This is a genomic window from Curtobacterium sp. VKM Ac-2889 (genome assembly GCF_015350855.1).
Taxonomy (GTDB): Bacteria; Actinomycetota; Actinomycetes; order Actinomycetales; family Microbacteriaceae; genus Curtobacterium; species Curtobacterium poinsettiae.
The window spans coordinates 484285-498331 of sequence record NZ_JADKSC010000001.1 but is presented as its reverse complement, the minus strand read 5'-3'; the positions used below and the strand labels follow the sequence as shown (position 1 = coordinate 498331).

The following is a 14047-nucleotide window of genomic DNA, read 5'->3' as shown; positions in this document are numbered from 1 at the left end:
CAGGGGCCAAGGGAGAGCACATGTTCGAGAGATTCACCGACCGGGCCCGTCGTGTTGTCGTCCTCGCTCAAGAAGAAGCGAAGATGCTCAACCACAACTACATCGGCACCGAGCACATCCTCCTCGGCCTCATCCACGAGGGCGAGGGCGTCGCCGCCAAGGCGCTGGAGTCGCTGGGCATCTCGCTCGACGCCGTGCGCGAGCAGGTCCAGGACATCATCGGGCAGGGCCAGCAGCAGCCGACCGGGCACATCCCGTTCACGCCGCGCGCCAAGAAGGTGCTCGAGCTGTCCCTGCGCGAGGCGCTGCAGCTCGGCCACAACTACATCGGCACGGAGCACATCCTGCTCGGCCTGATCCGCGAGGGCGAGGGTGTCGCAGCCCAGGTCCTCGTGAAGCTCGGTGCCGACCTGAACCGGGTGCGCCAGCAGGTCATCCAGCTCCTGTCCGGCTACCAGGGCAAGGAAGCGGTCGCCGTCGGCGGCGAGCAGCAGCAGAACGCGCAGCAGGGTTCGCAGGTCCTCGACCAGTTCGGTCGCAACCTCACCCAGGCCGCGCGTGACGGCAAGCTCGACCCCGTCATCGGGCGCGAGAAGGAGATGGAGCGGGTCATGCAGATCCTCTCCCGCCGCTCCAAGAACAACCCCGTCCTGATCGGTGAGCCCGGCGTCGGCAAGACCGCCGTCGTCGAGGGCCTCGCCCAGGCGATCGTCAAGGGCGACGTGCCCGAGACGCTGAAGGACAAGCAGCTCTACTCGCTCGACCTCGGGTCGCTCATCGCCGGGTCCCGCTACCGCGGTGACTTCGAGGAGCGCCTGAAGAAGGTCACGAAGGAGATCCGCACCCGCGGCGACATCATCGTCTTCATCGACGAGATCCACACGCTCGTCGGTGCCGGTGCAGCCGAGGGCGCGATCGACGCCGCGTCGATCCTCAAGCCGCTCCTCGCCCGCGGTGAGCTCCAGACCATCGGTGCCACCACGCTCGACGAGTACCGCAAGCACTTCGAGAAGGACGCCGCACTCGAGCGTCGCTTCCAGCCGGTGCAGGTCAACGAGCCGTCGCTGCCCCACGCGATCAACATCCTCAAGGGTCTGCGCGACAAGTACGAGGCGTTCCACAAGGTGTCCATCACCGACGGTGCGATCGTCGCCGCGGCGAACCTGGCGGACCGCTACGTGCAGGACCGCTTCCTGCCCGACAAGGCCATCGACCTGATCGACGAGGCCGGCGCCCGCCTGCGCCTGTCGATCCTGTCGGCGCCGCCGGAGCTCCGTGAGTTCGACGAGAAGATCTCGACGGTCCGCGGGTCGAAGGAAGCCGCCATCGAGGAGCAGGACTTCGAGAAGGCCGCGAGCCTGCGCGACGAGGAGAAGAAGCTCCTCGGCGAGCGTCTCCGCCTCGAGAAGCAGTGGCGTGCCGGTGACGTGGCCGCGTCCGGCACCGTCGACGAGGGCATCATCGCCGAGGTCCTGGCACAGGCCACGGGCATCCCGGTGTTCAAGCTCACCGAAGAGGAGACCTCGCGTCTCGTCTTCATGGAGAAGGCACTGCACGAGCGCGTCATCGGTCAGGAAGAGGCCATCTCGGCCCTGTCCAAGACGATCCGCCGTACCCGTGCCGGCCTGAAGGACCCGAACCGTCCCTCCGGCTCGTTCATCTTCGCCGGCCCCACGGGCGTCGGGAAGACCGAGCTCGCCAAGGCACTCGCCGAGTTCCTGTTCGACGACGAGGGTGCGCTGATCTCCCTCGACATGTCGGAGTTCGGTGAGAAGCACACCGTGTCCCGCCTGTTCGGTGCCCCTCCCGGGTTCGTCGGGTTCGAAGAGGGCGGCCAGCTCACCGAGAAGGTGCGCCGCAAGCCGTTCTCCGTGGTCCTGTTCGACGAGATCGAGAAGGCCCACCCGGACATCTTCAACTCGCTGCTGCAGGTGCTCGAGGAAGGCCGTCTCACCGACGGTCAGGGCCGCGTGGTCGACTTCAAGAACACCGTCATCATCATGACCACGAACCTCGGTTCGCAGGGCATCGCCGGTGGCCCGGTGGGCTTCCAGGTCGAGGGCGACTCGGCCGTCGGCTACGACCGCATGCGCGGCAAGGTCAACGAGGAGCTCAAGAAGCACTTCAAGCCCGAGTTCCTGAACCGTGTCGACGACACGATCGTGTTCCCGCAGCTGTCGCAGCCCGAGCTGCTGCAGATCGTGGACCTGTTCGTGAAGCGTCTGGCCGACCGTCTGCTCGACCGCGACATGACCGTCGAGCTCACGCTGCCGGCCAAGGAGCAGCTCATCAAGGTCGGGTTCGACCCGTCCCTCGGTGCTCGGCCCCTGCGTCGCGCGATGCAGCACGAGGTCGAGGACCAGCTGTCCGAGCACATCCTGCAGGGTGAGCTCAACGCCGGTGACCACGTGAAGGTCGACTTCGTCGACGGTGCGTTCCACTTCGAGACCGGGCGTCAGCCGGGCCGCGAAGAGGTCCTCGCCGGTGCAGCCGCGGTCGAGGCCGCGACCGACACACCCCAGGGTGAGATCGAGTCCTAGGACCTGACACTCCACGAACAGGAGGCTCGGTGCCAGCTGGCACCGGGCCTCCTGTCCGTTCTCGGGGCGCGTCCAGATCTCCACCCGCCGATCTGCGCGTCGTGCGCCCATCGGCCCCCGTCCGGGGGTACTGTTGTGGCAACGCGCGAGACGTTCCCCCCAACTCCTCGCGCGTCGCGCTCGACCGGTTCCCCCCAACGGGTCGAGACGCAGCCGGCCCCGGTCTGTTCGCAGACCGGGGCCGTTGCACGTTTCAGGGGTGGTACTGCCGGTCGGCCCGTGCGGGCGGGCGGGCGTCCGCCGCGTCAGGCGGCGTCGGGCAGCTGTGCGGCGAAGTCGCGGACGGCGCGCTCCCAGCGCTCCGGGTCCTCGTTCCACTCCAGCGTGTGCGGAGCCGTGCGGAAGGCGAGGGTGGTGGCACCCGACCGTGCAGCAACTGTGGCGACGTCGTCGGCGGCGACCAGGGCGTCCGCCTCGGAGTGGATCAGCAGCGTCGGCGTCGCGGAGTCCTGCCAGGTCGTCGTCGTCACGGGCATCGAGGCCCCGGCGAGACGGGACAGCACGTTCGTGGTCGCGATCCGGCCGGCGACGGTCCCGACGAAGGCGGGCAGGCGTGCACCACGGACGGCGCCGCGGAGTGCCGAGGCGACGTCGAGCAGCGGGGAGACGGCGACGATCCCGTCGACGTCCACCCGGCCGGCGGCGACGGAGCAGGCGAGGGCTCCGGCGGACCAGCCCTGCAGGACGACGCGCCGGGCACCGCGGGCACGGGCGGCGCGGACGGCGGCGACGATGCGCTCGGCGGCCCCGGCATCGAGAGAGCGGAGCGGCAGGTCGGTGGTGTCGATGACCTGGGACGACGCACCGAGCGAACGCCAGACCCCGACGCCCCGCAGCACCTGGCGCGGGCCGAGGGACTGTCCGTGCACGTGGACCACGTGGGTCGTGGGGGCCTCGGGCTCGGTGCCGGGCACGTCGTCCGGCCCGTCGTACCGCATGGCGTCCCAGGCCCACTCGCCGGTCGGCACGGGGCCGGTCGCACTGCGTCGGACGGTGTCGCCGTCGCCGCTGGCCCCGTCCTCGGCACTCGCGGTGGTGATCGCACCGACCTGCGCCCGGGTACCGTCCCGCTGCAGGTCGTAGGTGCCCGGCAGGCGGGTGTCGCGGGTGGCGGTGAGCTCGACCTCGGTGTCCGTGGCACTGCGGACCGTGGCGGTCGCCGTGTAGGGCGTGGGGAACAGCAGCCGCCGTGCGACGAAGGCGCTGAGGCCGAGCGTGCCGACCGCCCCCGCTGCGGTGCCGAGTGCCGTGATGCGTGCGCCGGTCATGTGATCTCCCTGAGTCGTGCCGTGGTGAGCGTCGCAGCGGCCGGCACTGCCTGCCCGGCCTCGCGCGCGCGGTCTTCGATCTCGACGGAGAGCCGGTGCTGCCGGCTCCGCCACTGGCGACGCTGCCACACGATCGTGAAGTAGAGCCCGGTGTTGCCCGAAGCCGTCTCGAGCCGACGGAGTTCCGGCTCGAGGGCGCGGAACCGGCGTCGGGCGGCCCGCCAGTCGCGGAACTCCCGAGCGGCGTCGGGCAGCACACCGCCGGCCGCACCGATGGCGAGCAGGACCATCGAGCCGAGGAACACCGGGGTGTAGAGCTTCGACAGCACCCCCACCGCGCCGTCGGCACCGGCGACGTGCACGGCGTCCAGGGCGATCGCGATGCCGGCGAGGAGCACCAAGCCGGCTGCCCCGACGACGAAGAGCCAGTACAGGCGGCCGAGCCCGTCCCCGCTCCGGAACCCGCGCAGCACGGCGACGGCCGACCGGGCGATGACGATGGCGATGTAGGTCATCTCGACGGCCGAGTACAGCGCGGTCGGCAGCTGGTCGCCGTAGACCACCATGAACTGTGCCGTCGGGGTCGGTGCGTCGATGCGACTGAACAGCACGACGAGGGCGACGAGCACGAGCACGCAGCCGATGATGCGGCTGGCGCGCAGGAGCTTGGCGGAGCGCGCCGCTGCCTCGACCGACTGCGCGAGGGCGAACATGCCGCACACCATCAGGCAGCGGCCGATCAGGTCGGCGATGTTCGGCACGTCCGTCACGCCGGCGAGGAACGTGGTGACGTCGGGCTGGTTGATCGTGAGCCCCACCGCGACACAGCTGCAGCAGACCATCAGCCAGGTGACGCTGGCCGACTGGGTGCGCACGAGGAACAGCCGGACGACCAGGACCGCCAGGATGAGCCAGACCGGGATCGATCCCCAGACGTGCAGTGTCATCGCATCACCGGAAGATCCCGGGGTGACCCTCGGGGTCGAGCAGCCCGATCCGCAGCGCGAGCTGGTCGGCGACGAGTTCGACGGCCTGCTCGTGCGGGGTGTCCAGCGAACGGGTGAACGCCGTTCGGCCGGTGAGCAGGCCCGTGTACGCCTGGTGGTCGCAGCCGGTGTCGTCCATGAACACGTGGGCGAGCTCGTGTAGCACGCAGGCGACCCGGGAGCGCTCGGACAGCCCGGGGCGCGTCTCGAGCAGGGCGTGGTCGGTGCGCTGGATGAGCCGCGCGGACAGGTCGCCCGGCAGCGCGGTGGTGCGCACGTGGATGGGCTTGCCGAGCGCCGCCTCGGCCCGCGCGGTCAGTTCCGGCAGGGTCAGCCGGCGGGGGAGCCCGAGACGCTGCACGCGACGACGGGCCTCGGTCTGCCGGCGCAGGGCGCCGAACCGGTCGCGGTACCCGCTCACGGGGTGCCGCCCGACTCGTCGAGCCGACGCAGGTGGTCGGTGAAGTCGCGGATCTCGTCCGCCGAGGCGAACTCGCCCAGACGCCGGGTGGCGAACGCCACGACTTCGCGCTTGCGCAGTTCGAGCACGAGTTCGAGCTGCGCCTGCACCCGCTCGGGCACGTCGGTGTTGCCGGCGGCGTCGGTCAGGTACTCCGCCGGGACGCCGAAGTAGGCCGCCAGGGCCGCCAGGAGTCGCTGGTCACGGACGGCCGGACCGTTGCCGCCGAGCATGTAGCCCCAGCGCGGTCGGCTCATCGACGCACCCTGCGCCTCGATCTCGGCGGCGATCTCCTTGTACGGGGGTCGCTGACCCGAGTTGGCCTCGACGACGTCCATCAGGAGCTGCAGTTTGCGCGACAGTTCCCGACGGTGTGCGTCGTCGTCGTTGTACTCGATCACGTGTCCCCACTCTCACATCTGTCTCAGACATGATAAAACTGATCCAGCGCGTCAGCCGGTGTCACCACTCTGCCAGGCTCGCGCTCGCTCGTCAGGTCGGCATTTCGATGGGGGGATGCCGAACGGGGGACGACGAACGGGAGGCGCGGTGCCAGCTGGCACCGCGCCTCCCGTTCGTCGTGTGGTGCGGACTACGCCTGCACGTCGCCGCGCCAGCCCGGCTGGGTCGGCGCGTTCTCGACGCGCTCCTTGTAGTTCTGCAGGTCCTTCTTGACGGCGTGGCCGCCGACGCCCACGGCGGAGCCGAGCTTCTCGAGGAAGCCGGACGGCTCCCAGTCGATCTGCACGGTGACGCGCGTCTCGTCGTCCGAGAGCTTGTGGAAGGTGACGACACCGGCGTGGTCGGTCTCGCCGTCCTTCACGGTCCACGCGACACGCTCGTCGGGGTGCTGCTCGGTGATCACGGCACGGAACTCGCGCACCTGGCCGGCGACCTTCACGGTCCAGTCGGTGGTCTTGTCGTCCACCTGGACGATCTTCTCGACCTCGTCGAGGAAGTGCGGGAACTCCTCGAAGCGGGTCCACTGGTCGTAGGCCGGGCGGACGGGGACGTTGACGTCGACGGTTTCGATGATCTGAGGCATGTACCGGACGGTAGGCCGATCGACCTGGGCGGCACTCAGCAGCGCTGTCCCCCTGCGACACCAGTAGTGTGGGGCGGATGACAGAGCACGGGAAGCACGCGTTCCACGAGCGCGACGACCACGGGATCCTCGTGCGTCCGGCGCTCGCCTCGGACGTCCCGCACATCCAGCGACTCATCGCCCCCTACGTCGACCGGCGCATCCTGCTCGGCAAGGAGAACGTCGCCCTGTACGGGTCGATCCAGCAGTTCCGGATCGCCGAAGGCCCCGACGGCACCCCCATCGGGTGCGGTGCGCTCGCCGTCTTCTGGGACGACATCGCCGAGGTCCGCACCCTGGCCCTCGACGAGCAGTGGATCCACAAGCGCGTCGGGCACCGGATGCTCGAAGCGCTCGAACACGACGCCCGCGAACTCGGCGTCGCCCGGATCTTCTGCCTGACCTTCGAGGTCGACTTCTTCACGAAGCACGGGTACCTGGAGATCGGCGAGAGCGTCGTCCCGCCGGAGGTCTACGCCGAATTGGTCCGCTCGTCGGACGAAGGGGTCGCGGAGTTCCTCGACCTCGCCCGGGTCAAGCCGAACACCCTCGGCAACACCCGCATGCTGAAGAACCTCTGACGCTTTCTCGTGCCGCCCGGCGGGGTGGCCGTGCGTGGCCCGCGCCGTTGTCTACCCTGTGCGCATGTCGTCGTTGCGTCACCCCGTCGGACCCGAGAAGCCGGTCGTCTACTGGCGTCGCCGGGCGCTCGTGCTCGGGGCGCTGCTGGTCGTCGTCCTGGTCGTGGTGCTCATCGTCGTCGGGCGGGGGAACGGGGCCACGTCGGCGGCGCCGAGCGCGTCGGCCTCTGCCGGCGCCGGCGCCGGGTCTGGTGCCGGTGCGTCGTCTGCCGGGTCTGCCGGTTCCGGTTCTGGGTCCTCGCGGTCTGCGGCGCCGAAGCCGTCCGCCTCGGCTGCTGCGACGAAGCCCGCTGCTGCCGACGGCTCGACCTGCACGAAGGACCAGATCGTCCTGACCCCGGTGCTCGACAAGTCGGCGTACGGCCCCACCGAGGACCCGAAGATCGCGATGTCGATCAAGAACTCCGGCACGAACTCCTGCCACCTGGACCTCGGTTCGGCGCAGCAGGTGCTGACGATCAGCTCCGGCCAGGAGCAGTACTGGTCGTCGAAGGACTGCCAGACCGGCGGCACGAACCAGGACGTCACGATCAAGTCCGGTCAGACGCTCACGACGCCCGCGATCGCGTGGGACCGCACCCGCTCGTCCACGTCGACGTGCGACTCGTCACGGCTGGCCGTCACCGCCGGGGGAGCGAGCTACCACCTGCAGGTCGCCGTCGGGAACCTCGAGTCGAAGACCTCGGTGCAGTTCATCCTGCAGTAGGCGGCGGGTGCGCGGTGCGCGGTGCGCGGTGCGCGGTGCGCGGTTCGCGGTTCGCGGTACGCGGTTCCGATCCGTTCCGGCTGTGCTGTGCCGAGCAGAGGCCCGGGGAACAGCAACAGGCCCCGTCGTCCGAAGACGACGGGGCCTGTTCAAGCTGATGTGATCAGCCGAGGACGGTGATGTTCTCCGCCTGCGGGCCCTTGCGGCCCTCGGTGATGTCGAACTCCACCTTCTGGTTCTCCTCGAGCGACTTGTAGCCGTTGCCAGCAATCGCAGAGAAGTGCGCGAAGACGTCAGCGCTGCCGTCGTCCGGGGCGATGAAGCCGAAGCCCTTTTCGTTGTTGAACCACTTGACGGTACCGGTAGATGCCATGATGGCGTTTCCTTAGCTTTCTTGCTTCCGCCAAGGTGCAGATGCACCGACGGAGACCCCGACGTACGTCGACGGGGGTAATGCGCCACGCGGGCAGGTGCCGGCGGGACGGGTTCGGGGTCAGGCCTGTCGGCCAGTGACCCTGGGGCCCGGGTTGAGGGGCAAACCACCTCGCCCGGACGTTGAGCGCCGCCGAAGCGGTTCCATCAGGCTAGCGTGCTCTGGGCCGACTGGCTACCCGTGCGTCCCGGAACGTCGAAAATCTGGTGGAATTGAGCTGATGGCAGACAAGGAACAGCGCTTCCGCAGCGAACAGCTCGAGGAAGCCCTCGCGAAGCAGGACGTCGCCGCGGTGGCGTTCGCGCTCCGCCACGACATCGTGATCGTCCCCCGGCTCGTCACAGGCAAGAAGGACATGCAGGTGCGGGTGTTCGGCCGTGAAGGGTCGGACAAGCGCATCCTGCTGCTGTTCTCGTCGGCGGACGCTTACACGGCGATGGTGCCGGACGAGAAGATCCGGCAGGTGATGGTCTACGACGGACCGCGGCTGGAGGAGTTCCTGGCCGCCCACCTCGACATGCTCGAGGGCGTGTTCTTCGACATCGCCGGCCCGCACACCATGCAGGCTGCACCGGCGGACCTGCTGGCCGCTTTGCGCGCGTAGCGCCTCAGAACGCGCGGTCGAGCTCGCGTTCGCGCGGGGACTGCGTCATCGAGAAGGCCACCCGCAGGGCTTCGCGCAGGTGCCCGGAGTCCGAGCCGAGCACCGTGGTGAACCCGAGGCGGGTGGCCTCGTTCACGCGTTGCTTCGTGCCCGTGGCCGGACGGATCTCGCCGGCGAGGCTGATCTCGCCCACGGCTGCGAGCGTGTGCGGGTACGGACGGTCTCGTGCGGCGCTCGCGAGCGCCAGTGCGATCGCCAGGTCGGCGCCGGGCTCCGTGAGCTTCATGCCGCCCACCGTGGACACGTAGACATCGGCGTCGGACAGCTTGAGGCCGGCGCGGCGTTCGAGCACCGCGAGCAGCATCGCGACACGGGAGGCATCGACACCGTTCACGACCCGGCGTGGCTGTGGCGCCGAGCTCGGGACGATGAGGGCCTGCACCTCGACCGGCAGTGCTCGACGCCCTTCGAGTGCGACGGTGACGCAGGTGCCGGACACCGGGGTGGTGTTCTTCGACATGAACAGGCCGCTGGGGTCGGGGACCTCGTGGATGCCGTCGCCGCCCATGTCGAAGCACCCGACCTCGTCCGTGGGGCCGAAGCGGTTCTTGAGCGCCCGGACGAAGCGCAGGGCGGTCTGCCGGTCGCCCTCGAAGTGGCAGACGACGTCGACCAGGTGCTCGAGCAGCCGCGGGCCGGCGATCGTGCCGTCCTTCGTGACGTGGCCGACGATGAGGACGGGCAGGGCGCGGTCCTTCGCGATGCGGATCAGGGTCGAGGCGACCTCGCGCACCTGGGACGTGCCACCCGCGATGCCGTCGATCGAGCTCGACGAGATGGTCTGCACGGAGTCGGCGATGAGCAGGTCGGGCTGGACCTGGTCGATCTGGCCGATGATGACGCCGAGGTCGACCTCGCTCGCCAGGTACAGGTCGTCGTGCATCGCCCCGGTGCGTTCGGCACGGAGCCGGACCTGGTCGACGGACTCTTCGGCGCTGACGTAGAGGACGCGCTTGCCCGAGGCCGCGGCTCGCGAGGCGACCTCGAGCAGCAGGGTCGACTTGCCGACACCCGGCTCGCCGCTCAGCAGGACGGCCGCACCCGGCACCACGCCGCCGCCGAGGACGCGGTCGAACTCGCCGATGCCGGTCTGCCAACGCTGCACCGAGGTGCCGCGGGCTTCGGTGATCGGTCGTGCGGCCCGGGCGCCGGTGACGGCGACCGCGGACGTGCCCCGTGTGCTCGCCGACGCCGCAGAGCTGTCTTCGACGGTGCCCCAGGTCTGGCACTCACCGCACCGGCCGACCCACTTGATGCTGGTCCAGCCGCACTCGGTGCAACGGTAGAGGGACTGCGGGCGCGCCATGTCGTCGAGGCTAGGCCGTACGGCCGACATCACCGGCGCGGTCGCCCGGCTCGTCCGTTCCGCCGTGTCCGCCTGACTCGTCGCCGTCGTCGGGTACCGCGATGGACCCCGTCATCCGGTGGCGTAGGCGCTCGACCGGTCCCGGAGCCTGCCGTGAGGCGTGGTCGAGCGCTTCGGCGCCGTCGGTGTCCTGCTCGGCGCGGGCGTTCGCGACCGCGCCGGCTTCGCGACCGAGGTTCTCGGCCTCGCGCACGGACAGGTAGTGCCGGATCGCCGCCACGGTGTCGACCCTGGCGTCGACCGCCGGCTCGAACGCGCTCGCCCAGACCTCGTAGCCGCGGTCGTTCGGGTGGAAGAGGTCGCCGTAGCTGTTGAAGAAGGTGCGGCGGACACCGACGCGCTTCGTGATGGTGTGCAGCGGCGCCACCGTCAGCCCGAACTCGTCGGCCACCCGGTGCACGATCTCGTTCGCCACCGCCACCTTGCGCTCCCGGTCCGGCACGAACATGCACGGCAATTCGGCCACCACTGCGTGCGAGGGGACCGCCCCGTAGATCGCCCGGATGTTCCGCTCGAACTTGTCCGGGTCGAAGTCGGCGATGTCGTTCGCCCCGATCGACACCGTGCAGATGTCGGGCGCGTAGTGCCGGAGCTTCGGCAGCTGATCACGCTTCGCGCCCCACGTGGTCGCACCGGAGACGCTGAGGTTCACCACCCGCACGGACATGTGCGAGCGGTGCCGGATGCGCCGGGTCAGGAGCCCCACGTAGCCGCGGCCGGGGGCGGTCGCGCCGACGCCCTGCGCTGCCGAATCACCGATCGCCACGTAGAGCAGCTGCCCCTCGTGCTGCTGTCGTTCCCGCCACCAGTCGGCGTGGATCGGGAGCATGTCGACGACCCGTTGCGCCGCTGCCCGTTGGCCCTTCACGCCAGCGCGGGCACCGACGACTGCGGCACCGACGACGCCGAGGCTGCCGATGACGGAGGTGAGGAGTGCGATGAGCGTGCGGGATCTCATGCCGTGGACGGTACGCCCGCCGGTCGTACCCGAGACGAGGGGGACCTGTGGGTGTGGGGAGAGCCCTGCAGGTGACCGCCTGTGGAGGGCGATCCGACCCGGGGTGTCATCATGGGCCTCCTGGATCGTGTAAACTCTTTCCCGGTACCGTGTCCGAGCGGCCGAAGGATCATGTCTCGAAAACATGTGTGGGGGCAACTCCACCGTGGGTTCAAATCCCACCGGTACCGCCAACCAAAAGAGCCTCAGATCCCCGGTCAGACGGGGAGCTGAGGCTCTTCTGCTGTTCGGCGTTGGACCCGGCGTGGTTCCGTTGTGACCAGCAGCAGCGAGTACGGCAGCGGTTCACGCAGGTGCCACTTCCGGTTCACGCGCCTGCGCCACGCTTCTGCTCTGTGTCACCGAATCGTGTGACCACGCTTCGAGTGGAGAGAACGCCATGCGCCGGTTCCTGATCGCTGTTCCGAGACGTCGGGCCCGCACGGTGATGGGGGCCCTGGCGGTGGCGTGCGCCGTGTCCTTGATCGCTCCGGCGGGCGCATCTGCGGCGACATCCCGGACCGCGCCGCGTCCAGGCGCCTACGGGTACTTCGTGGACACCTACAAGACGAACACCCCTGCCGCCACGACGCCGGAGACGAACGCCGCGACCGGGGTGCTGTCGCAGTTCGGCACCCTGTGGCGCCCGGGATCGTCGTGGGACAACGGGGTCGCCACCAGCGCTGCAGCGCAGCGGATCCTGGACTCGAACATCGCGCAGGCAGCGCGGACCACGCAGACCCGGACGGATGCGCAGGGGCACGAGGCGTACCTGATCGACCGACGGAACCAGAGTTACTCGGCCATCGCGGGTTTCGGTGACCTGTCCGACGCGGTGCGGACCGCGACGAACGCGGGCACGACGATCCCCGACGAGATCCCGGCGGACGCCACGACGAAGCAGTACGCCGACCAGGGCAACGCGAAGGGCGCGTGGGCGGACACCGATTCGGAGCTCGGCGACGTCGTCCAGCTGGTGAACACGCTGCGGGGCGACTACTCCTCTGCCAGCAACGCGAAGAAGTACTACCAGTACCCGCGGCCGTACCGGCAGAGCCAGGACGTCAAGGTGCTGCCGCAGCTCGTCCCCGAGAAGTCCCCGACGCCCGCCACGGACGGCGGCTTCCCCAGCGGACACACCAACGCCGGCTACCTGGCATCTCTGGCCTTCGCGTACGCGTACCCGGAGAAGTACACCGAGCTCCTCACCAACGGCTCGGAGATCGGCAACAGTCGGATCGTCGCGGGGATGCACTCGCCGCTCGACGTCATGGGCGGACGGGTCCTGGCGACTGCGCTGGCAGCGGCCGTCCTGAACGACCCGGCCAACACGCAGCTCGAGCAGCAGGCGCACCAGCAGGCGGAGAAGGTCCTCGCCGCAGCCGGCCCGAGCGCGGTCGATCGGTACGCGGACTACGCAGCGGACAAGAAGAACTACCGCAAACGTCTGACGTACGGGTTCGCGCGCACCGGTGCAAAGACCACCCCGGCCACGGTGCCGAAGGGTGCTGAAGCGCTCCTGCGGACCCGCCTGCCGTACCTCAGCGACGCCCAGATCCGAGAGGTGCTCCGGACGACCGCGCTGCCGTCGGGCTACCCCCTGCTGGACGATGCGGAAGGGTGGGGGCGACTCGATCTGTTCTCGGCAGCGTCCGGCTACGGAGCGTTCGACAGTGCGGTCTCGGTCTCGATGAACGCCGCCGACAAGGGCCTGAACGCCGCCGACACCTGGCGCAACGCCATCGGCGGCACCGGGTCGTTGACGAAGCGCGGCACCGGCACCCTCGCCCTCGCCGGCTCGAACCGCTACACCGGGGGCACCATCGTCCGCGGTGGGACGCTGACCGCCAACTCCGCTGCTGCCCTGGGCAAGGGGTCGGTGACCACTGTCTCCGGCACGCTCGCCGATGCCAGCACCAGGGTGATCCGAATCGGCGGCAACCTGACGCAGCGCTCGCACGCTGCACTGTCGCTGAGCGTCTCCGGGTCCCGTCCAGCCATGCGCGTCGACGGCACGGCGTCGTTCGGCGGGACGCTGCGGGTGCACGTCGCCAAGGGCACGGCCGTGTCCAACGACGTGGTCCTGATCACGGCGGACCGGATCGCGAAGGGCTCGAGCTTCAGCAGGGTCCGCGTCGCCGGCCTGCCCGCCGGGTACAAGCCCGTGTTGGAGCGCCACGGCAACGAACTGCACCTCGTCAACGCCAACGCGACGAAGCACGGCCACGGCCGGGGCCACGGCGCCGCCTGAGACGGAGCGCGTCAGGCGACTCTCCGGGGCCGGTGGCCACGGCGGGCTGTGCTCAGTCCGCCCCGTCACCGAGGCCGAGCAGCAGCTTCCGGAGGAGCCCGGCCAGCTGCTGCTCCTCGTCGCTGCTCAGCGTGCCGAGGAGCTCCCGTTCGTTCTCGACGTGCCGGGCCAACGCTGCGTCCACCACCGTCAGCCCGTGATCGGTCAACGTGACCAGCACGCTGCGTCGGTTCGAGGGGTCGGTCTGCCGCGTGACGAAGCCCTTCGCGACGAGCCGGTTCAAGCGGTTCGTGACGGCCCCGGAGGTCACCATCGTCGAGGCGAGCATCTGTCCGACGGCCAGCCGATGTGGCGATCCCGAACGTCGGAGGGTCGCGAGGAGGTCGAACTCACCCGGGAGCAGGTCGTGCTCGGCGAGGACGGCACCGACCTTCCGGTCGAGGATCGCTTCGGCGCGCCCGATGCGCCCGATGACGGCCATCGCGCGGACGTCGAGGTCTGGTCGTTCCCGGCCCCACTGGGCCAGGACTCGATCGACGGCATCCTCCATCAGAGCACTCCTTCACGCTGAACTGTTTGACGCGAGCCTAT

The 14047-nt window shown here is 69.6% G+C and carries 14 protein-coding genes and 1 tRNA gene; 6 read left to right on the top strand and 9 right to left on the bottom strand.

All coding sequences use genetic code 11. The features are described 5' to 3' along the window. The first annotated feature begins 20 nt into the window (after positions 1-20). Positions 21-2540: an ATP-dependent Clp protease ATP-binding subunit gene (locus ITJ50_RS02510; protein ID WP_027467068.1), complete on the top strand. Its 2520-nt coding sequence runs from the start codon at positions 21-23 to the stop codon at positions 2538-2540. Positions 2541-2845: 305 nt separating this feature from the next. Here ITJ50_RS02510 and ITJ50_RS02505 read toward each other — a convergent pair whose 3' ends face one another. The 5 genes from ITJ50_RS02505 to ITJ50_RS02485 form a co-directional block, all read right to left on the bottom strand. After that, positions 2846-3868 carry a hypothetical protein gene (locus ITJ50_RS02505; RefSeq protein WP_194589852.1) on the bottom strand — a complete coding sequence of 341 codons (1023 nt, stop codon included), beginning with the start codon at positions 3866-3868 and terminating at the stop codon, positions 2846-2848. Further along, positions 3865-4815 carry a hypothetical protein gene (locus tag ITJ50_RS02500; RefSeq protein ID WP_056072419.1) on the bottom strand — a complete coding sequence of 317 codons (951 nt, stop codon included), beginning with the start codon at positions 4813-4815 and terminating at the stop codon, positions 3865-3867. The genes ITJ50_RS02505 and ITJ50_RS02500 overlap by 4 nt, the downstream gene beginning before the upstream one ends. A gap of 4 nt (positions 4816-4819) precedes the next feature. Then, positions 4820-5275: a hypothetical protein gene (locus tag ITJ50_RS02495; RefSeq protein ID WP_017887667.1), complete on the bottom strand. Its 456-nt coding sequence runs from the start codon at positions 5273-5275 to the stop codon at positions 4820-4822. Further along, a complete protein-coding gene (locus tag ITJ50_RS02490) occupies positions 5272-5715 on the bottom strand; it encodes a hypothetical protein (RefSeq protein ID WP_017887666.1) in 444 nt (147 codons plus the stop codon). Before ITJ50_RS02490 ends, ITJ50_RS02495 begins: the two co-directional genes overlap by 4 nt. A 191-nt stretch (positions 5716-5906) precedes the next feature. Continuing rightward, entirely contained in the window at positions 5907-6359 is a 453-nt protein-coding gene (locus tag ITJ50_RS02485) for an SRPBCC family protein (protein WP_042536936.1), read from the bottom strand. 77 nt (positions 6360-6436) lie between these two features. Here ITJ50_RS02485 and ITJ50_RS02480 point away from each other — a divergent pair, with 77 nt between their 5' ends. Both ITJ50_RS02480 and ITJ50_RS02475 read left to right on the top strand, forming a co-directional pair. Then, entirely contained in the window at positions 6437-6979 is a 543-nt protein-coding gene (locus ITJ50_RS02480; protein WP_042536938.1) for an amino-acid N-acetyltransferase, read from the top strand. 64 nt (positions 6980-7043) lie between these two features. Then, a complete protein-coding gene (locus ITJ50_RS02475) occupies positions 7044-7745 on the top strand; it encodes a hypothetical protein (RefSeq protein WP_194589851.1) in 702 nt (233 codons plus the stop codon). Between the two features lie 163 nt (positions 7746-7908). On the opposite strand, the gene ITJ50_RS02470 is transcribed toward ITJ50_RS02475, so the two are convergent. After that, complete coding sequence (locus tag ITJ50_RS02470) at positions 7909-8118, bottom strand: cold-shock protein (protein WP_017887662.1); 210 nt, start codon at positions 8116-8118, stop codon at positions 7909-7911. A gap of 280 nt (positions 8119-8398) precedes the next feature. Here ITJ50_RS02470 and ITJ50_RS02465 point away from each other — a divergent pair, with 280 nt between their 5' ends. Next, positions 8399-8782, top strand: coding sequence for an SseB family protein (locus ITJ50_RS02465; RefSeq protein ID WP_017887661.1), 384 nt, complete (start codon positions 8399-8401; stop codon positions 8780-8782). Between the two features lie 4 nt (positions 8783-8786). Here ITJ50_RS02465 and radA read toward each other — a convergent pair whose 3' ends face one another. Both radA and ITJ50_RS02455 read right to left on the bottom strand, forming a co-directional pair. Beyond that, entirely contained in the window at positions 8787-10148 is a 1362-nt protein-coding gene (radA, locus tag ITJ50_RS02460; protein ID WP_017887660.1) for a DNA repair protein RadA, read from the bottom strand. A 10-nt stretch (positions 10149-10158) separates the two neighbouring features. After that, positions 10159-11166, bottom strand: a complete 1008-nt coding sequence (locus ITJ50_RS02455; RefSeq protein WP_194589850.1) for an SGNH/GDSL hydrolase family protein — start codon at positions 11164-11166, stop codon at positions 10159-10161. 143 nt (positions 11167-11309) lie between these two features. Between ITJ50_RS02455 and ITJ50_RS02450 the strand changes: the two genes are divergently transcribed. Both ITJ50_RS02450 and ITJ50_RS02445 read left to right on the top strand, forming a co-directional pair. Further along, positions 11310-11399, top strand: a tRNA-Ser gene (locus ITJ50_RS02450). A 359-nt stretch (positions 11400-11758) separates the two neighbouring features. After that, positions 11759-13456 carry an acid phosphatase gene (locus ITJ50_RS02445; protein ID WP_194589849.1) on the top strand — a complete coding sequence of 566 codons (1698 nt, stop codon included), beginning with the start codon at positions 11759-11761 and terminating at the stop codon, positions 13454-13456. Between the two features lie 52 nt (positions 13457-13508). Here ITJ50_RS02445 and ITJ50_RS02440 read toward each other — a convergent pair whose 3' ends face one another. Continuing rightward, complete coding sequence (locus ITJ50_RS02440) at positions 13509-14006, bottom strand: MarR family winged helix-turn-helix transcriptional regulator (RefSeq protein WP_159557115.1); 498 nt, start codon at positions 14004-14006, stop codon at positions 13509-13511. Positions 14007-14047 lie beyond the last annotated feature (41 nt).

Coding starts and splice junctions, on each gene's coding strand:
- ITJ50_RS02510 (WP_027467068.1), top strand. CDS start 21: ATGTTCGAGAGATTCACCGACCGGGCCCGTCGTGTTGTCGTCCTCGCT.
- ITJ50_RS02505 (WP_194589852.1), bottom strand. CDS start 3,868: ATGACCGGCGCACGCATCACGGCACTCGGCACCGCAGCGGGGGCGGTC.
- ITJ50_RS02500 (WP_056072419.1), bottom strand. CDS start 4,815: ATGACACTGCACGTCTGGGGATCGATCCCGGTCTGGCTCATCCTGGCG.
- ITJ50_RS02485 (WP_042536936.1), bottom strand. CDS start 6,359: ATGCCTCAGATCATCGAAACCGTCGACGTCAACGTCCCCGTCCGCCCG.
- ITJ50_RS02480 (WP_042536938.1), top strand. CDS start 6,437: ATGACAGAGCACGGGAAGCACGCGTTCCACGAGCGCGACGACCACGGG.
- ITJ50_RS02475 (WP_194589851.1), top strand. CDS start 7,044: ATGTCGTCGTTGCGTCACCCCGTCGGACCCGAGAAGCCGGTCGTCTAC.
- ITJ50_RS02470 (WP_017887662.1), bottom strand. CDS start 8,118: ATGGCATCTACCGGTACCGTCAAGTGGTTCAACAACGAAAAGGGCTTC.
- ITJ50_RS02465 (WP_017887661.1), top strand. CDS start 8,399: ATGGCAGACAAGGAACAGCGCTTCCGCAGCGAACAGCTCGAGGAAGCC.
- radA (WP_017887660.1), bottom strand. CDS start 10,148: ATGGCGCGCCCGCAGTCCCTCTACCGTTGCACCGAGTGCGGCTGGACC.
- ITJ50_RS02455 (WP_194589850.1), bottom strand. CDS start 11,166: ATGAGATCCCGCACGCTCATCGCACTCCTCACCTCCGTCATCGGCAGC.
- ITJ50_RS02440 (WP_159557115.1), bottom strand. CDS start 14,006: ATGGAGGATGCCGTCGATCGAGTCCTGGCCCAGTGGGGCCGGGAACGA.